Here is a 19270-nt window from a genome sequence, read left to right on the forward strand (position 1 = left end):
CAGGGCCAACACACTCCCATGTACACCGGGACCACGGAGGAGCCGTGCTGTCTGTGCGGGACCGAGGAGACGGCCACCCGGATCGACCTGCCCCCGCGGGCCGTCCAGCTCATGCGACACGGCGACCCCATCGCCTGGCGCGACATCGAGAGCACCGTCACGGTGTATTTCTGTGCGGACGACTGGGAGACGGTTCGCGATCTCGTCCTCGAAACGGGAATGAGCCCCCTCTCGCGGTGCAACGTCGCCCACGCCTCGTTCGACCTGCGCGAGGACTTCGAGGCGCTGCTCAACGACGTGCGCGACGAACCCGACCAGCGGCCACGCGAGCGCGAGATGCTCGCCGACGCCCGAGAGACCATCGAGACGTACGGCGAGGACGACCACGTCGAGGAACGGGACGTGGTCGAGGCACGGATCGTCACCTGGGCGCTCGAAGACCTCGGCGAACGGGCGACCACCGAGTGATACGGATTATTGTAGCGATTTACCGGTGATCGTCGCCACGGAGTAGACGATCATCGGTAAGCAACTACAAGAAACCGTATGAGACGGTACGACCCCCAGGGAGTCGCTCGCTATCCAAACTGTTTTGACCGGTCACGGCAGTGTGTGAACCGATGACTGTACGTGTAGGTGTTCTGGGGGCCACTGGTGCGGTCGGTCAGCGACTCATCCAGTTGCTCGAACCGCACTCCGATTTCGAGATCGCAGCACTGACTGCCAGCGAATCCAGTGCCGGCAAGGCGTACCGAGAGGCGGCCAAGTGGCGCATCGACGCGCCGATTCCCGAGGACGTGGCCGAGATCGAAGTCGGCGCGACCACGCCCGAGGACGTGCCCGACGACGTGGACCTGATCTTCTCGTCGCTCCCCTCCGGCGTCGGTGCCGAGGTCGAACCCGAGTTCTGCGAGGCGGGCTACGTCGTCTCCTCGAACTCCTCGAACGGCCGCATGGACGAGGACGTGCCGCTCGTGATCCCCGAGGTCAACGCCGATCACCTCGACGTGCTCGAACGCCAGCGCGAGGAACGCGGCTGGGACGGCGCGCTCCTGAAGAACCCGAACTGCTCGACGATCACGATGGTGCCGCCGCTGGCGGCACTGGACGAGGCCTTCGGTCTGACGGACGTGCGCGTCTCGACGCTACAGGCCGTCTCCGGGGCGGGCTACGACGGCGTCACGTCGATGGAGATCATCGACAACGCGATCCCGCACATCGGCGGCGAGGAGGAGAAGATGGAGACCGAGTCTCGGAAGCTGCTGGGCGGCTTCGACGGCACGGCGATCGAACGCCACGGGATGGACGTGGCGGCCTCCTGTAACCGCATCGCGACGCTCGACGGCCACCTCGAAAACGTCTGGGTCGACACCGAGGACGACGTGACTGTCGCCGACGCCGAGGACGCGCTGCGGTCGGCGGCGGGCATCGACCTGCCGTCCTCGCCCGACCAGCTGATCCGGGTCTTCGACGAGCCCGATCGGCCACAGCCCCGCCTCGACCGCAACATCGAGGACGGGATGGGCGTCGCGGTCGGCGGCGTCCAGGAGACGACCGACGGACTCCAGTTCAACTGTCTCGCTCACAACACGATGCGGGGCGCTGCGGGCGCGAGCGTCCTCAACGGCGAGCTGCTGGCGGCCAACGGCTACCTGTAGCAGTCTCACGCACTTTTTCTGGGTCGGCGCAGACGGATCGTCGTAATGGTGTCACGTGAGACGAAGGTACAGGCCGGGGCTGCCGCCGTCGGGCTGGTGGTGCTCGGCGTCGGTGCGACACGACTCGACCTGTCGGTCTGGTGGACCCAGCCGCTGCTCGTGGGGCTGTTCGAGGCGATCGTCTTCGGTGGCGGCCATCTCTACTTCGTCCTCCGCGGTGACGGTGGCAGCGTGTCACTCACCGCGCGACGGCGGTTTCTGTGGCTCATCCTGGCGTTTCTGACGCTCGTCCCGCTCGTCGTGCTCGCTGGCGAGCGGACGCTCGGTCCGTTCGGGGTCCGGCAGGTGCTCATGTGGGCGCTCGGTGGCATCACCGTCGTCTACCTGTCCCTCGAAGGCATCGCCGGCTACCGGGCGACGATGGCCGAGAATTAGAGGTCGATCTGGTTCCGGAGTCCGTCCCACTCGCCGGTCTCCTCGGCGCGCCCGACGTTCTCGGCGAGGATGTCGGCCGTGCGCTCGTAGTACGCGGGCGTGTGGCCGGAAGCGTGGGGCGTCACGAAGACGTTGTCGAAGCCCCACAGCGGGTGGTCCTCGGGCAGCGGCTCCGGGTCGGTCACGTCCAGCTGTGCCGCGCCGATGTAGTTGCTCTGGATCGCCGACGTGAGCGCGTCGGTGTCGACGACGCCGCCGCGGGCGACGTTGACGAAGATCGCCTCGGGGTGCATCGTGCGGAACAGCTGCTCGTCGAACAGCCCCTCGGTCGCGTCGGTCAGCGGGCACGCGACCGCGACGTACTCGGCGTCGGTGACGGCCTCGTGGATCTCGTCGAAGCCGTACACCTCGTCCGTCGGTCCGCCCTTCTCCGGAGTGTAGCGGACGCCGACGGTGTCGACGTCGAACCCCGCGAGTCGGTCGACGATGGCCTGACCGATCGCGCCGAGCCCCACGACCGCCACCGTCGAGCCGGCGAGTTCGCCCGACTGGAGGGCGCGCCACTGTCGCTCCTGCTGGCGACGACGCGCTTCGAAGAAGCGCCGGGTAAAGGCGAGGAACGAGCCGATCACGTGCTCGGCGATGTTCGGGCCGTGGACGCCCGAGGCCGTCGTCAGCGCGATCTCCCGTTCGGCGAACTCGTCGAGGGGCAGGTGGTCGTAGCCGGCGTAGATGCTGGCGAACAGCTGGATCTCGTTCGCGTGACCGAGCAGTTCGTCGTCGAACGGCCCGGCCGAGACCACCGTCGCCGTCTCGACGGCCGCTCGCTCTTGCTCGGGCGTCCGGGCGACCGTGACCGTCGCCTCGGGCAGTCGCTCGCGGACCGCGTCGGCGTACGATTCGACCGGCAGGCCGTGTGCTTTCTGCCGCAGGATGGCGATCTCAGTCACGCGCTGCCACCTCGGTTTGGGCCAGAGACATAGTAGTCGTTCCAGCCAGTGGCTCAAAACAGTACTGTCACGGAGACCGGCGGTGGACGCCCCTCACCGTACCGCTCGTTTCGATCTATTCGTGGAGAAATATCGGCAGCGACGGAGCGAGCGCCGATATCGGCGAGTCGCGCCGTTTCGCGATGCCATATTTAATGACGGTGTGGTTCCACGGTCAGTGTAATGTGTGGTGACTGGGACACCGTACTCGTCGTCGACGACGATCCCGCTTGCCGGGATCTCCACTCGATCTGGCTCGACGGCGAGTACGAGGTGCTGACGGCCGCCGATGGGAGGGCGGCGCTGGAGAAGGTGGGGGACGCCGACGTGATGCTCCTCGACAGAGAGATGCCTCACATGAACGGGGCGGAGGTGGCACGGCGACTGGCCGAGCGACCGGACGACTGCTACGTCGTCATGATCTCCGGCGTGGAGCCGGACTTCGACGTTTGGGAGTTGATCGTCGACGACTACCTGACCAAGCCGGTGTCGCGCGAGACGGTACTCGACGTAGTCGAGACCATGCTCTCGCGGGGTGCCTGCCGACGGTTGCTCCGGGAGTACTTCTCCCTGACCGCGCGGATGGCGACGCTCGAACTCCGGACCAGTCGGGACGCGCTCCGCGACAGCGACGAGTATCGCGACCTGATCGCCGAACGCGAGGCCACGCGAGCCACGCTCGACGACCGTCTCGAACAGTTCGACGGTCACTGGCGGCAAGCGATCCTCGCGGCGGTCAGCGACGATCTGGGATCGGAGTCGCAATCTGTCACCTGACCGTCGGGCCGTCGCGCGATGGGCGGCGAACAAGGAATTTAAGCCCCCTCCGAACAGGGGTGGCGTATGGAGCGCGTAGATGTCGCGATCGTCGGCGGCGGGCCCGCCGGTACGTCTGCCGGTCGGGCAGCCGCCGAACAGGGTGCCGAGGCCGTCGTGGTCGAGAAGGGGGTCCCGAGAGCCGACCGAGACGGACTGGGGCCCGACTCGACTGACGCCGCCGGCTTTCTGGATTACTGGACCGAACTCGCCGGCTTCGGTCCCGACGAGTTCCCCGACTCGGTGAAGCTCGCGGACCTCGACGGCGCGGAGTTCATCGGGCCCACCGAGTCGGTCCTGATCGAAGAGACGGGGATCGACTCCGCGTATCCCGGATTCGGTTTCACCTTCCAGCGGGCTCGCTTCGACGACTGGCTGCGCGACTGCGCCGAGACGGCGGGCGCTCGGTACCGCGTCGGCACGAGCGTCACCGGCGTCGAGACCGACCTCTCGGGCGGCATCGAGCACACGCTGGAACTCTCGGACGGCGAGTCGATCGTCGCCGACGCGCTCGTCCTCGCGGACGGCCCCCAGCGGACGGTCACCGGCCGCGTCCTCGATCAGTTCCTCCCGGCGAACGAGTCACTCTCCGAGCGGCTCCCGTCGACGGAGGCCAACCACATCGCCTACCAGGAACACCGCCGGATGCCCGAGGAGCTGTTTCCCGAGGACCGGATCCAGTTCTGGTGGGGCGTGATGCCCGGTCACACCGCCTACCCGTGGATCTTCCCGAACGACGACAACGTGGCTCGGATCGGCCTCACGATGCCGATCGGGCTGGACATCGACGACTACGACGCCAGCGAGTGGGCCCTGCTCCGGGAGGACGACGACAAGATCCCGCAGGGCCGCACCTACGTCGAGCGCCTGCTCGAACGGCAGTTTCCCGGCTACGACCTCAACGAGTTCCCGCTGGTCGAGGATCGGGGCAAGACCGACGGCACGGAGACGTACCCGATCTCTTCGACCCGGCCGATCGACTCGCCGACCGACGCGAACGTCGCCGTCGTCGGCGGCGCGATGGGCGCGACCTCCGCCTTCCACGAGGGCGGAGACCACGTCGCCGTCCGAACCGGCTCTATCGCCGGTGAGTTGGCCGCGACGGACGCGCTCGACCGCTACAACGACGCCTGGAAGGACGCACTCGAATCCGAGATCCTCCGCAACGTCGCCTTCGCCGACTTGGTCGAGGGATACGATCCGACGACCTGGGACCGCGTGTTCGCCACCGTCAATGCGATGCAGACCGTCGACGGGTCTCTGTGGCGACAGGCCCTGGCTGCCGGCACGCTGGGGCTCAAGACCGTCGCCGGCTACAAGTGGCGCAAGTACCAGTACCGCGACGGCGGCTACGTTCAACTCGCCGAGTCCGAGTACACCGTCTGATACGGAGTAGCGTCGCAGTGTACCGGGATCGCTACCCCGTGGCGACGATCGCCGGTCAGCACCGACAGTGAACCGGACGAATCCCCTGCAGTGGTCGCGGCCGGACCGCAACCCCTTACCCGTCCGACGGACTAGCATCGACTGCGTGCCTTTTGTCCCCGCCCGAGGCCCGTCTTTCGGGACGATGACAGCGCGGCGAACCCGGGCACGCGACAGTCGACTCGACGGCTGACGCCGTCTCACTACATGGAGGCCTTGCACGCCTCCCGGTTCAGTGGTACGCACCACTTCACCACTCGGTTGCGCTACGCGCAACCCGCCCGACACGAGGGTTTGCCGGTCGACAGGGCGCACTGCCCCGGATGATGCCGGTCGTTAGTGTTTCGGGCCCACATTTCAACTTCCAAGAGGCGAAATCGCAGGACTGCAGCAGTACCCCAATGTCACCAGAAGCGAATTGCCCTGTGAGCTTGGCGATTAAGGACTACTATACTTACTCATAATTATATGGTGACGGAGGGAAAGGAGTGCTCCGTCAGGGATTCGAACCCTGGTCCTTGCCGTGAGAGGACTCAGTATGCCTCTATAAAAGGTTTTTGGCACCCGGTTTGACCCTTTATGTCGTCCCGTCTGTTTTCGTCCGTGTAACCGTCTCTAACGGGTTCGAGATTTATATAACAGGGTGGAATTGCCGGAAAGGCAATGGCGGTTCGCTTGATTCTACCCAGGTCCTTGCCCACAGTGGGAGGGTGTCATAGAACGGTTCTCATGGTTTCGTTGACTTCCTCAAAACGCTGTACACTTGGTGCACGCCATTTTTAGTGGGTTATAGATATAGGCAAAGAGAAATTCGGCGTTGCTGTTGACGAAGAGATCGTACAAGAAGTGGACGAATTAGTTGCTGAGTGTGACGATCTCGGAGCCAGCCGCTCCGAGATCGTCGAGGCCATCCTCACAGCGTTCGTTCAATCCGAGTCAAATCACGCTGAACGAGTGAGAGAAATCATAATTCGGAAACGAAAAGGGATACTCTAAACATTTCAACGCACCGTGCACCAAGTGCACGGCTTTCTAAGCTAGTAACGCTCTATAATAATCACAATCTCGACCATAGTGTGTGAAGACTTCTATGACACCCTCCACAGTGGGTCAATCGGCGGCAAGGATCTGGGGTCGCGGGGGTTTATACCGCAACCGCTCAGACGCCCGAAATCCGGTACATCCTACCCCGGTTGACCGCCGATCTTTATAAGCAAAGTCGGAACCGACCCGACTACAGACGAATATCGAGGTTTACCCGAGGTAAATGTAGATCCGATCGCCCAGAAAGCACGCACGCGTAGCGCCCCTCGCTCAGTTCGCATGTCCATCGAGACACCGCATCCGATCGAAGGCGACGAACCGACCGACTCGACCGCCGCCGAACGGGCGAACGAAGCTGCCGGGAACCAGCCGAACCCTCTCGAAGTCGAGCCGTGGGAGGACATCGGTCGCACCCTCCTCCGCGCGCGCCTCGAACACGCTAGCGAGGAGGCCGTCCGCGACGCCTTCCGACAGGCGACGTCGCGCATCGCCGACGGCGACGAGCTGACCGAAGGCGACATCAGAGGAATGTACCACGCTATCGAGGACGCGAAGCGAGCGGTCGAGTTGGCAGCGGCGGCGTCGCCCGAGACCGCACCGGCCCCCGATCTCTGGGAGTTCCTCTCCGAGGAAAATAGACAGGCGTACGTCGAGGAAGTCGAACGGCGAGGCGGCCACTGAGAAGCGGTTCCGTCTGCCAGTCCACCGTAATCACGAATCAGTCAGACGAAGGAATCTCAGACTCCCGACCTCCCGACGAACGTATTTCCCCGATAACGCGGCAGACTCTCACGTGTTGAACCCCCAACGCTCGTTCGTTCGACCGCTGCTCGCCTGGCACGAAGCGAACGGCCGGCATCAGTTACCGTGGCGGGACCCCGACCGTTCGGCGTTCGACATCCTGATCGCGGAGATACTGCTTCAGCGAACGACCGCCTCGGCCGTCGCCGGCGCGTACCTCCCGATAATCGCGCGGTACCCGTCGCCCGAAGCCGTCGTCGCCGCACACCCGGAAGCGGTCGAACGGCGAATCGCTCCGCTCGGTCTGGCGAAACGAGCGGAGTTCATCTGCCGAAGCGCTGAGCGGTTGCTCGCGCGGCACTCGGGAGACGTCCCCCACCGATACGAAGACTTGTTGGGACTCCACGGTGTCGGAGCGTACACCGCGCGCTCGGTCCTGATACACGCGTTCGACGAGGACATCGCGGCGGTGGACACGAACGTGCGCCGCCTGATTTCCCGCTTCTTCGACGTGCCTCCGGACTCGGACGCTCTCGCCGATCTCGCCGACGCGCTCGCTCCCACTCAGCGCGGGAGCGAGTTCCAGCACGCGATGCTGGACTTCGCCGACGATGTCTGTACCGCCCGCACACCGCAGTGCGAGGCGTGCCCGTTCAGGGAACGCTGTCGGAGCCCCGTGTACGAGGACTGAGCAACCGCTTGGTGAATCAACGAGCCCCGTTTCGTGCTCGCAACGTGCCGTCTGTTGCCCTCGACCGAAGTATAGAAATCGTGATTTCCGAAACTACGATTTCCGAAATCGCAGATTCTATTTAGATGGGTGCGTTGGGAGACGTATGAAGCGATTCGTCGATCGGGACAGAGAACTCGACCAACTCACAGACTGTTACGAGTCCGAGACGGCAGACTTCGTCGTGATTTACGGTCGCCGCCGTCTCGGGAAGAGCGAGCTCGTCCGCCAGTCCATCGCGGATCGAGACGACGCCGTCTACTACCAGGCAGTCGAGTCCACGGCACCGAACCAACTCGAACAGTTCGTCGACACCGCAACTGCACAGTTCCCCTCGCTGGGCAATGTCCGCCGCGACTGGGAGGTACTTCTCGAAGCGCTTGGCGAGGAAGATGCCATCGTCGTCATCGACGAGTTCCCGTTTCTCATCGAGGAGGACGAATCGTTGCCTTCCCGGATTCAGCGCGTCTGGGACATGGAATTACAGGAGACGGGGATGACGCTCGTGCTCGTCGGTTCGTCGATTAGTGTGATGGAAGACAAGGTGCTCTCCGGAAGTGCACCGTTGTACGGTCGCCGGACGGCGACGATCGACCTCAAACCCCTCGACATAACCGACGCACATCAGTTCTTCCCGGAGTACGACCCTGAGACCGCCATCACAGCGTGGTCGATCTACGGCGGAACTCCCTACTACCTCCAGACTATCGACCCTGGCCAGTCGCTCGGGACGAACGTCCAGCAGGCGATTCTCTCAGAGCGAGGACTCCTGTACTCCGAACCTGAATTCTTGCTCCGTACCGAACTCCGACAGCCGAACACGTACTTCAGCATCCTCCGCGCGCTCGCCCACGGCCGTTGCACCCCGAATGAGATTGCGGGTATGGCCGGCGTGGATTCGGGATCGCTCAGCACGTACCTCCAGAAACTTCGCCGACTCCGCCTCGTCGAGCGCCATATCCCCGTGACTGAATCGCCGACAGCCTCGAAACGCGGCCGGTATCGAATCGCTGCGCCGCTGTTCCGGTTCTGGTTCCGGTTCGTGTACGGCAATCAGGATCAGCTTCACATGCTCGGCGACGACGCGTACGACAAACTCGTTGCACGCGACCTGGCAGATTACGTGAGCCCGTTGTTCGAGCGCCTCTGCCAGCGAACACTCTGGGACCTTGTAGACCGCCGGTTCCGCGATGTCGGGCAGTGGTGGTTCAAGGAACACGAGCTGGACGTCCTCGGTCTCACCGACGATGGACTCGTCGCCGGCGAGTGTAAGTTCACGTCTCAACCCGTCAGCGAAGGTGTACTCGCTGACCTCGAACGAACAACGTCTGAAGTACGGTGGTCAGAAGGACCGGCAGACGGGGAAACGCTGTACGTCTTGTTCAGTCGTTCCGGGTACACCGACGATCTCGAACGCGTCGCCGATACGCGCGATGACGTGCTCCTCTTTGAGTTGCCGGATCTGATCACTGCCAGTACCAACCCCTGAACAAAACCTCTGCTGGGTACAGAAATTGACGTATCGGCGAGCGGTCTGGAGGAAACCGTTTTGTTGATGCTGAAGTCAGAAGTACCTATACATGCCGTCGAAACGCCCCCGAACCCCTGAAGTGGCTGTGTTGAATCGCCATATGGCGTGGGAATTCACTGTTTCACGGCCCGCTTAATGTTGTAGACGACACACATTAGGGCAATTTCTCGGAACTCACGAAACCAGGACCGAGCTCGCACGGCAAAGCCGAGCGAGCGCTTGACCGCCGAATTGACGGTTTCAGTCATTGAGCGCTGGTTGTAGCAGTCGTCGTCAATCCGAGCGTTGTGAGCGTGATCGTACGCAGCGAAGATGCGATGCTTGATTAGCGGGCGAATATCGAGCTCACGGAGTGCTTCTCTGAGCGCTTGCTTGTCGTATCCCTTGTCGGCGGCGAGACTCAGCAGATCGCCCGCGTTCCGGCGGGCGATCTGCGCACAGAGATCGGCATCACTTCCCTTGCGGTTGGTCGAGCAGTGCACATCAAGGATCGCTTGCGTGTCTGTATCGACGAGTTTCGTGACTTTCAGCTTCTGCACACGGTAACTCGTTCGCTGGCAGTAGTGACGACTCGCGGCAGATCGTTCGTAGAACGTGGCATCGATAGCGCCGTGTTTCGAGGGGTCGTGCAGCTGCGCCGACTGGCGCAGCAGCACTCGACACACGCTCATGCTCATATCATCGAATGCTTTACACAACGTTGATGGATGAGGGAGATCGTCCGCTTCAAGGCCGATCTCCCCGATTATTTGTGGCATCTCCTTCAGCAGGTCGATAGTCATCCGATAGGGCGTGTCGAGGTAAACCCGGAGACAATGGAGAGAAACGAACGCATAGTCGGCGAATCCGCCGCCTCCTTCCGGAGCGGCGGATTCGTCTCCATCGCCCGTGACTCTTTTAACGACCGGCACAACTTCCCCAATGAAGCGGGAGATTTGGGTCATGGACAACCGGAGTCTCCCGCTTCAACGCCTTTGATTTACTGACCTGTCTCGACGCTGTCTAGTGATTCAACACAGCCTGATTGAACTAATCCTATCAGTTTCTTAGACTGCCAACAGAGTCAAAAAAGAATGTCGCACAACTGTAGTACCCGCGAGAGTCAAATAAAGAATTGAGGAGACTAGTCGCCGAGCAGTCGAGAGAAGAACCCACCAGAGTCGTCGGTATCCGACGCGTCTTCTGTGGTGGCTGATTGCTCGATGTCCGTGCCGGTTTCGGCCGCTCCGTTCAGCAGTTCGGTGACGGAGTACCCGATCCATTCAGCGAATTCGTCCGGTGCGCCGATGTAGACGCTCGTGGATGATTTCTCGGACATGAATCGTTTGGGGAGACGTTTCTCGTAGTCGTACACTTCGTACTCTTCGCGGTCGAAGTCAGCTGTGATGGCATTTGGCTCAGACTCGAACGTGACTCGGCCGCCTTGGATATCTCGCTGCCACTTCAACCGCCCCGTGTCATACGTTTTCTCGGCCGGCTCGTCAGCGGGGAAGTACTCGGGTTGCTCTCGCCCGGCCTCGTCATAGAATTCACGGACAATGCGGCGGACGTCTTCGATGGTGCCGTTCCCGTCGGTCCACGGCTTCTCTGTGAGCATACGCCGAGCCACGTAACTGAAGATCGGGTTCTGCCGTTCCAGCACGTCTGAGAGGTCTTCTTGTGCTTCGCGGAAGCCTGGGTCCTCTGGGTTGGAGGGGAAGGAGACGTCCATACTCAGGATTTTCATTCGGTTCCGGAACTCGGATTTCGGGAGCGCGTCGTTGGTCGTGAAGATGAGGCACGGCTGATCGACGCTAGTGGGCGTCCAATCACCCCAGTAGTTCCGGATTGGGCTCCACCGCTGGATCTTCTCCTTCTCCGCGTCGATGATGGCGTACGGGAAGCACGTGTCCCACTCGCGGACGCCGCGGACTTCTTTCACGCCGACGTCGTCTGCGTCCACACCGGAGATGACCGTGTTGTCGGAGACGAGTCGCAGGATGTACTCGGTGAGCTTGTCTTTCCCCGCGTCGCTCTTCCCTTCGATGTAGAGGTGCTGCAGGACGTTGTCCAGCGTTCGAGACGGTGACGACAACGCCTCGGCGTACTGGTTGGCGAACGGGGCCCAGAATCCGTAGAGGAACGCTTCGTACATCTGCGCCATCACTGCGGTCTCGGATTGCGTGTGCCCGTGGTTCTGGACGGTTTCGATGTAGTCTTCGATGGTTTCGAGGCAGTGATCCAGGACTTCAGGGGTCGGTTCGTCAGTGGCGACGAGAATCATCTCGTCGTCCTCGCCAATCACGACCTGCTCGGCCTCCGGCAGGACCGACATCGTCGGGATAGCCGTCGATTCCTTGACCTGGTTGTTGTACGCGCTCAGTGGTGCGGTGATACTGTGGTCTTCAACAGTCGCGCCACGGTCACGGAGCCCGGCCCCGAACTCGTCGGCAGTGTCTTTATCGACCTTGCTGGTTCCCATTCGTATCTTCTCGTCGGGCGCACGAATTCGCGGCCGGTCGAGCCCGTCTGTCAGCCCCGTTTCGTGATCCGATTCGACGAGCCCGACGTCCGGTGATTCGTCCTCGTCTGGAGCGACGGTTGAGTCTTCCTCGTCCGTTGGCTCGTCCGGTTCGATGACGTTGCGGTCGGTGTTCTCGGGTTCTTCGACGAACGCAACCGTCTCGTCGGCATCCTCTGGGTCGTCGACGACGGCAGTGACCTGGTCGGCAACGTCTTTCAGGTCCTCGACGGCGTCTTGATTCAGGGCGGCAGTATCGCTCACGTCGAGATCGCCGGCACCAACCCAGTACTCGATGCGATTCTCCCGTTCTTCCGGTGAGTCGGCATCCTCCAGCGCTTCAACAAGCCCTTCGAGGAGTGTCTGGTCACTGTACCCCTCGCGGTACTCGTCGATGAACCGCTCGAACTCCTCGTCCAGTTCGGTCCCGACATCGGTCGTGATGACGGAGATCTGGTTCGTGTGGTACTCCCAGGAGTTCCGCGAGAGGTTGGCCGACCCTTGGACGAGTTTCACCGTGTCGTCCGGCATGACGATACGGTAAATCTTCGAGTGGACTGTCTTCCGGTTCTTCAATCGAACCGTGAGACGGTCGTCCTGGCGCAGTCGGACAAGCGACCTCGCCGTCGAGACTTCGCTCACCTGGTCGGCGTAGTCTTCGGCGTTCCCGATGAGCACGTCAAGTGACCCGATGTCGTACTCGGTCAGCATCTGTACCATCAGCTCGGGTGTCTCCGCGTACGTCACAGCGTCCACGTGACGAGCGCCTGCGAACAGGTCGAGAAAGTCAGCTCGCTCTTTCACCATCGCCAGGCGGTATTCCGCAGCACCGGATCCGTAGAACTCTGGCATATCCGCGAACCGGTCAAACGAGATATTCGCCGTCAGTTCGTCCATACGCACAGCAGCGGTCTAACACGAATAAAACCGTACCGTGGAGCGGTAGTGGAGCATTCGCTGTGGACGCCCAGAGACACTCACTGCTCCTCGCTATTGAGGGGTCCATGACGATGATCACGATCGAGGGTTAGTCCTTGCCTCTCACTCGATGAGCGATATCGGGGTGACCAGAAGAATTTCATCCCTGACGTCAAAATGATGGAATGGCCGCACACCACTGCGGCCATCGAAATTCGGCGCACCACCGGCGAATTTCGTAGGTGGAACCCCTGGTACCAGGGGAGTCACTCTCTCTTCGAAGGCTGAACGTCCCACCTGAGCGCCCAGCACTTGTCGACAGACACTTGTACATATCAATGTACGCAAAACGATCCTGAGATTGCCCAACAGCTACACCGGTGAGCGCGTCATAGAAAGTTTCACAAGGCTTGTATATCCAATTATTGTCAAGAGTTGCGTGCAAGATGTAATGCGCATATTTCGCACAGAAACTCTTCGGAAAACCAACTGTCCGGATCGGTCAATGCAGATCACTCACACACCGACGTAGAGTATTGATTTCTACATCAGTTCAGAGACTGTGTGCAAGATACAGAGGATACGTCTGCCACAGAATTTTATCATCAAAACAGAGGGGCGTGTTTAGACGCTAGTAAGAGCGGCTAAATGTCTAACTTACTAGGGAGTGAAGCGGGAAGAGGAGTTTGTGTCCAGCAAACTCGCCCGCTTCACTGATCGGGTTGTCTCGCTTGCTCAAAAAGCCGTCGTCAGCGAACCAGATCCAGCGTACGAAGAAGGAGAAAACGGCTACGCAGATTGGGTGATCGTGGCGATTCACGGCCTCCGCGAGTATCTTGATCACACGTATCGACGGTTGCTGGACGTGCTCCACGAGATGCATGGAATTGTCGCTAAACTCGACCTAGCGGTGGCTGATCTGCCTGATTTCACGACCGTGTGTACGCGCAAGCAGGATCTGGAAATGCGTATTTGGCGCGTCTTGCTGCGGCTGTCGGCGGAGTTGCACGACCTCGGTGATGTTCAGGCAATCGACGCAACCGGCATGGATCGGATTGCTGCCAGCCAACACTACGCAAAACGGACGAACTACACGTTCGAGGCGGTGAAAACGACCCTTCTGAGTGACTGCAAGACTGGTGCGATCCTCGATATACATTGCTCGATGAAACAACCGCACGATTCCAAGGTCGGCTGGCAGATGGTCAAACGTAATCTCGACAAACTGAATATTCTCACCGCCGACAAAGGCTACGACTGGTGGTTACTTCGCCAAAGACTGCGTGCAGAAGGCGTTAAACCGGTGATTAAGCACCGCGAATTCGGCTGGCACGGCGTCGCCAACAATTTCTTGCAAGATGATACGATCTACCATCAACGCTCGAACGCCGAATCCACGTTTTTCGCGCTGCGACGCAAATACGGCGAGATCGTTCGGGCTCGAACCTGGTTCGGTCAGTTCCGCGAACTCGTTCTGAAATGTGCTGTCAGAAACATCGAACTCAGCGTCAGCCACTCATGACCGTGAAATCACGCGTCTAAACAAGGCCAAACAGAGCCTTATTGATGTGTCCCCGAATCCTGTAATCTGATGGTAGATCTCTGGAAAGCAATAGTAGATACACGATATACTGGGAGCATTGCACCTACGCTTTCATTCGGATATTTATTTTTGGCATCGCCGTCAGTATGCGAAATCTTAATTTTTCCATCGATTAGATCCTTATATAATGGATTAGGACAACAATTGCTCCTCGGCTTGTCTATAGTTTCTCTGATCTCTGGGATATTTTCTCTCTCAGTTGCCTTGGGTGATCTCCCCGAAAGGAACTACTTAGTTGCTCAGCTTTGAACGTTAGCGTCGGCTGTTGAGTGAACGAAGAGGTGATCGATCTCCTCCATGAGGTCATCGACGCCACGATCATCGTTGTCTCGAACCCACGAAAGAAGGTTGTAAACGGCTTCTTTCAGGGAGTGCTCAAGGTTCGCTCGAAGCGATGACGCTTTCGAGCGAACCGTCCCCAAGGCGCTTGATTCGGGATCAAGACGAACGAGACTGTAAGCAGCCATCAGAAGGTGCCAGTGCCGACTGGCACCTTCGTCGGTCTGCATCTCGCAGTCTCCCAAGCCGAGATCCTGCTTCGAGTCCTCGAAGAACGTCTCGATGCGCCATCGCATCCCGTAGGAGCGAATAATGTGCTCGGTCGGTGCGTCGATCTTGTTCGTAGCGAGGTACTTGATCGGGTTCTCTTCGTCTTCTTCGTCGGTTTCTTTCTCAGCGAGGACCAGCTTCACGTCTCCCAACTGGGAGACGGGAAGCTTCTTGGTCCAGATATGGTAGGTTTCGTCCTCAACGTTACGCTCAACCGTGTCGATGCGCTCTTCCAGCGCATCGACGCGGATCACTTCTCCGCCATAGGCCACCTGTCGGTTGCTCCGGAGCGGGCCGATCCAGTCCTTGTTGTATGATTCGATGAGTTCAGGAAGGCCGGAGTCGTGGGCGAACCACGAGTCGAAGAGGTAGGTGTCCGCCGGGACACCTACCTCGTCTTCGAGTTCGGTGACGATGTCGCGGGCGAGATCGTACTTAGTGTCGTGGTCTTGGCCGTCTCCATCCTGTTTTTCGTAGAGGCGGAAAGTGAGCGGATAGGCGGTTTTGTCGTCAGCGTAGAAGGCGTAGATGAGGTCTTGGCCCTAGACAGTGTCGCCTTCAGCGTGATCGTAGAAGTGGCCGACGCCGGGGACATCGTCCCCGGCTTTCTCGGTGATCGTGTCGTCGAGGATGATATAGCCATCCTTCGACCAGCGCGTTTCACCGTGTTTTTGGAGTTCTTCGAGGCGTTCGTGGTTGAATTGCTGTTCGTCCCAGTCGTACTCGGTGAGGAACTTGTTGAGAGCGCGTTTGTCTCCAGCTGGAAGGACTTCGCGTGCGATACCTGCCACGGTCTTGTTGCTGGCCGCAACAAGACCTGTGGCGTAGGTTTTGGCGTGATGACGTTGCGCTGGTGAGAGTGACTCGAACTCGTCGAACACACGCATACACGACAAGAAGTCCGTAATCGGCATCATCCGTCTTCGCTACCGCCTACGTCACGCCCCTACTTCAACGTTCAAAGCTGAGTTAGTTGGGAAAAGACGGTGGCTAACCATATTTCTGTTCAGATTACAGGCCATATTAACCATAGTTTCACCAGTTGTACTCGTTTCTCACATTTGTGATTTCAGCCTGACACTGGGTGTTCTGTTATTCATCCAACTTACTATGTGGGTCAGAAGCATATCATTTGTTATATTTAGATAGAGTAGATTTGCTGTATTCACGCTCTACATCTTGTACTGCCTTCGGTAACTATATTTATCTCAACATTTCTCAACCCGGATTGTACCGTAGTAAATCACTTATGAATGTTTCTATGACACGCTACCGGACGCAAATTACGATTCTCCATTTTTCGTTGTCCTGATCAAGCCGAAGAACGGTTTCGCGCGCGCTTGGTACCACTCCGTGCTCGTTGTTCGTCGTCTAGGGTTCGACAAACCTCAACGAGAGAGATCTCCGAAATCGCCGTAGAGGCGGCTGAGAAGCACGTCTGGTGCGACTATAGCCATATACTGGGTAGAATGATAATCTCTAAATTACTTAACCTTTTAAATGACCGAATCTTGAAACTGCATTACTCCGATGTCTCGCACTACTACACAGACAGAATCTGTCGGTCGATTACGACCGTCTACTGGTGATTGCTATAACTCTCAAGGTCCCGAACAACTCACCGGAACCCAGAGTACTAGTGTCTTGTCGCAGATCACACCGACCGGAATCGAGAAACCGGGCGACAGTACCTGGGAACCTGTTTCGTACCGATTCGACGAGCGCACACATGAAACTCTCGTAGAGAGACTCCGGACGGCAGCTGATGTTGTTCGCGCTGCCATCGGTTCTGAACTACCCGAGTCACTACAGGGTTCAGTTACGGAATGGTGCGCACTTCACGGGTTTGACGATCCGACTGCGACGCATACTCGGCCGATCATCGCTCGGCAAACTGTGCTGAACGTGCTTCTCAAGGCGACACTCTACGAGTGGCACCACCAGCACGGCGATCTGCCATCGCTGCCCGCCAATACGCGAGAGGCACTTCGACAGGCAGCAGAGCAAACAGAGAATCCAGCGTTCCACGAGTACGTGCTTGATGAGATCGCCTGGCTCGCTACCGACACCAATCTCGAACCGATACTTGACGCTCGGGACTGGGTACTGGAGTCGGGGAAGCCAGCTGAAACCATCGGACGGCTCTATGCGGATCTGATGTCGAACGACGACCGCCAGATACTCGGCCAGTTTCGAACGCCCCCGGACGTCGGATCGCTTATGCGGACGTGGGCAGCGGGTGGCGATGATTGCGTGCTTGACCCCGGGATGGGAGCAGGTGTACTTTTGATCCCATTCGACCCGCAGTGGGATGTGAGCACGGACCCTGCCCACGTTGACGGGATTGACCGGAGTCGTCTCTCGCACCTCATGGGGACGACTGCGCTCACGTTGTACGGGCAGGCGCACGATTCGCGTGCGACTGACTTCCTCGACCTCTCACCCGCTGACCTGCAGCAAGACGTCAACGCGATCATCTGCAACCCGCCGTACACGAGCGGCGATTCACTCCCCGCAGCGTACAAAGACCGAATCAACACGCAGATAGAGCAGTCGATTGGGAGCGGAATCAGCGCACGCTCGCCGCTCTACGCGTACTTTATATACCACGCCCGACAGTTCCTCTCCGCAGGTGATCGCGCGGCGTTCATCACACCGCAAAGCTTCCTCACGGCACGCTACGGAGAATCACTCAAGGAGTTCCTTCTGGAGAGGTTCTCGATCAAAGCGTTCGTCCAATTTGATCCGGCTGGTGAACGTATCTTTTCGGACGCTCACACGACAGCCCTCATCACGTTCTTGGAAGCAACACCTGAGAACGAATCAAGTGGCGAAACGCGGTTCATTCGCGTCGATGAATCAGTTGAGGGGAGTGAGATCCGTCAAGCAGTCGAGAGAGACGACCCAGAGAGCATCGACTGGGGATTGCTCAACTCCGTGCCACAAACCCAACTCAACCCGGCCAGGAACTGGGAGGCGTTGTTCACCCCGACAGACATCGATACGAGCGATTTCCCACGACTTGACGAGTTCGCCACCGTCCATCGTGGGAAGACGACCGGCGAAGCGGATTTCTTCTGCCTCTCACAGGCCGACGTTGACGACTTCGAACTTGACACCCAGCACCTTTCCCGCCTGATTCGACAACCGAAACTCGTCGACGGGTACGATTTCCGTGACGAAGACTGGGAGGCACTACGGGAGAGCGGGGAAGACGTGTGGCTGTGCGATCCTGACGCCATTCAAGAGATTCCGGAGTCGATCGACACATTTAGTGATCAGGTGGCAGGTGACTCACCGGTACTACCAGACGACGACTCCAGCACGGTAGCGCATCTGCTCGCATATCTACGCGACGGTGTGAACAACTACGATTTGTCAGGGACGGGCATACTCAAAAAACGTACGTACTGGTACCGACCGGAGAGACAAGATTCTCCCCGGATTATAGTTCCGGACGCAAGTCGGGAGGGATTCACGTTCCAGTTGAATGAGACCGAGGCGCGAAACATCCACAATTTCAATGGACTCTACGACGTGACGCTGAACGAGACGGAGCTGAAGGCGTTGCTCGCGTATTTGAACAGCGGCGTTGCCGAGCAAGTCGTTCGCAACAAAACGCGGACCCGGCAGAGTGGTCTTAAAATATTGGGGTCAGGGGCTGTCAAACAACTGCCTGTAATCGACGTGACCGACATAGACGATGAGATGACGACTGACCTTGCCGACCTGTTCGATGAACTGCGAGAGACAGCCCGGGTCGGCGGCGATTGCGAGCGCGTCATTAGTCGCGTCGACGCTGTACTCCAGCAAATCCTGTGAGTCAGGGTTCGGTTCTAACTCCTCTGTCGGGCCTCAGAGAGATACTCACGAAGTTAGAGGTGAGGCTCTGGAAGTGGAGATGACGCGGGGAAGGATTTTTGAGCGCAACCACTCTGTCGACACTATGTTTCGACGTTCCTTCCTCGGTGCGCTCTCAACCGCCTCGGCACTCCCAATAATTCCCGATCGATTCGATCCAGATCATCCGCCAACTCTCCCGTCAGAGGGAAGCCTCATGTTTTGGTTTCATTTCTATTCCGCGATCGATCGGGACCGGCCGATGAGTACTGACCCCGCACGACAGATGACTGTGAATGAACTCGATCTCGATACGCTTGGCGACGATGAGGCTGTTCGGTTGTTGGGGCTGTGTTGAATCGCCATATGGCGTGGGAATTCACTGTTTCACGGCCCGCTTAATGTTGTAGACGACACACATTAGGGCAATTTCTCGGAACTCACGAAACCAGGACCGAGCTCGCACGGCAAAGCCGAGCGAGCGCTTGACC

General features: G+C 59.4%; 13 protein-coding genes and 2 pseudogenes. 10 read left to right on the forward strand and 5 right to left on the reverse strand.

Translation table 11 applies throughout. The annotated features are described in order from the left end of the window. The first annotated feature begins 18 nt into the window (after positions 1-18). The 3 genes from HALKA_RS0113015 (at position 19) to HALKA_RS0113025 (ending at position 2093) form a co-directional block, all read left to right on the forward strand. The gene (locus HALKA_RS0113015) at positions 19-468 is read left to right on the forward strand and encodes a DUF7960 family protein (RefSeq protein ID WP_018258398.1); all 450 of its coding nucleotides are present in this window, start codon (positions 19-21) and stop codon (positions 466-468) included. Between the two features lie 152 nt (positions 469-620). Then, positions 621-1658 (forward strand): aspartate-semialdehyde dehydrogenase, encoded by a 1038-nt coding sequence (gene asd / locus HALKA_RS0113020; RefSeq protein ID WP_018258399.1) that lies wholly within the window; start codon positions 621-623, stop codon positions 1656-1658. Between the two features lie 45 nt (positions 1659-1703). Beyond that, on the forward strand, positions 1704-2093 hold the full coding sequence (locus HALKA_RS0113025; RefSeq protein ID WP_018258400.1) for a hypothetical protein: 390 nt from the start codon (positions 1704-1706) through the stop codon (positions 2091-2093). Here HALKA_RS0113025 and HALKA_RS0113030 read toward each other — a convergent pair. Then, positions 2090-3043 carry a D-2-hydroxyacid dehydrogenase gene (locus HALKA_RS0113030; protein WP_018258401.1) on the reverse strand — a complete coding sequence of 318 codons (954 nt, stop codon included), beginning with the start codon at positions 3041-3043 and terminating at the stop codon, positions 2090-2092. The genes HALKA_RS0113025 and HALKA_RS0113030 overlap by 4 nt on opposite strands. Positions 3044-3265: 222 nt before the next feature. Here HALKA_RS0113030 and HALKA_RS0113035 point away from each other — a divergent pair, with 222 nt between their 5' ends. The 5 genes from HALKA_RS0113035 (at position 3266) to HALKA_RS0113055 (ending at position 9327) form a co-directional block, all read left to right on the forward strand. Beyond that, positions 3266-3859, forward strand: coding sequence for a response regulator (locus HALKA_RS0113035; protein WP_018258402.1), 594 nt, complete (start codon positions 3266-3268; stop codon positions 3857-3859). Between the two features lie 66 nt (positions 3860-3925). Continuing rightward, a complete protein-coding gene (locus HALKA_RS0113040) occupies positions 3926-5284 on the forward strand; it encodes an NAD(P)/FAD-dependent oxidoreductase (protein ID WP_018258403.1) in 1359 nt (452 codons plus the stop codon). 1362 nt (positions 5285-6646) lie between these two features. Next, positions 6647-7048 (forward strand): hypothetical protein, encoded by a 402-nt coding sequence (locus HALKA_RS0113045; protein ID WP_018258404.1) that lies wholly within the window; start codon positions 6647-6649, stop codon positions 7046-7048. A 112-nt stretch (positions 7049-7160) separates the two neighbouring features. Further along, positions 7161-7799, forward strand: coding sequence for an iron-sulfur binding domain-containing protein (locus tag HALKA_RS0113050; RefSeq protein WP_018258405.1), 639 nt, complete (start codon positions 7161-7163; stop codon positions 7797-7799). A 145-nt stretch (positions 7800-7944) separates the two neighbouring features. Next, complete coding sequence (locus HALKA_RS0113055) at positions 7945-9327, forward strand: ATP-binding protein (RefSeq protein WP_018258406.1); 1383 nt, start codon at positions 7945-7947, stop codon at positions 9325-9327. A gap of 155 nt (positions 9328-9482) precedes the next feature. On the opposite strand, the gene HALKA_RS0113060 is transcribed toward HALKA_RS0113055, so the two are convergent. After that, positions 9483-10313 (reverse strand): IS5 family transposase, encoded by an 831-nt coding sequence (locus HALKA_RS0113060; protein WP_018258407.1) that lies wholly within the window; start codon positions 10311-10313, stop codon positions 9483-9485. A 179-nt stretch (positions 10314-10492) separates the two neighbouring features. Continuing rightward, a complete protein-coding gene (locus HALKA_RS0113065) occupies positions 10493-12766 on the reverse strand; it encodes an Aq_aa27 family P-loop NTPase (RefSeq protein ID WP_018258408.1) in 2274 nt (757 codons plus the stop codon). Between the two features lie 688 nt (positions 12767-13454). Between HALKA_RS0113065 and HALKA_RS0113070 the strand changes: the two genes are divergently transcribed. Beyond that, positions 13455-14309 (forward strand): IS5-like element ISHmu1 family transposase, encoded by an 855-nt coding sequence (locus HALKA_RS0113070; RefSeq protein WP_018258409.1) that lies wholly within the window; start codon positions 13455-13457, stop codon positions 14307-14309. A 320-nt stretch (positions 14310-14629) separates the two neighbouring features. On the opposite strand, the pseudogene HALKA_RS19545 reads toward HALKA_RS0113070, so the two are convergent. Next, a pseudogene (locus HALKA_RS19545) lies at positions 14630-15856 on the reverse strand (IS701 family transposase). A 979-nt stretch (positions 15857-16835) separates the two neighbouring features. On the opposite strand from HALKA_RS19545, the gene HALKA_RS0113080 reads away from it, so the two are divergent. Continuing rightward, positions 16836-18761 carry an Eco57I restriction-modification methylase domain-containing protein gene (locus HALKA_RS0113080; RefSeq protein ID WP_018258412.1) on the forward strand — a complete coding sequence of 642 codons (1926 nt, stop codon included), beginning with the start codon at positions 16836-16838 and terminating at the stop codon, positions 18759-18761. A 397-nt stretch (positions 18762-19158) separates the two neighbouring features. On the opposite strand, the pseudogene HALKA_RS21030 reads toward HALKA_RS0113080, so the two are convergent. After that, positions 19159-19270, reverse strand: a pseudogene (locus HALKA_RS21030) (IS5/IS1182 family transposase); the annotation flags it as partial.

Origin of the sequence: Halomicrobium katesii DSM 19301 (assembly GCF_000379085.1) — an archaeon.
Classification (GTDB): Archaea; Halobacteriota; Halobacteria; order Halobacteriales; family Haloarculaceae; genus Halomicrobium; species Halomicrobium katesii.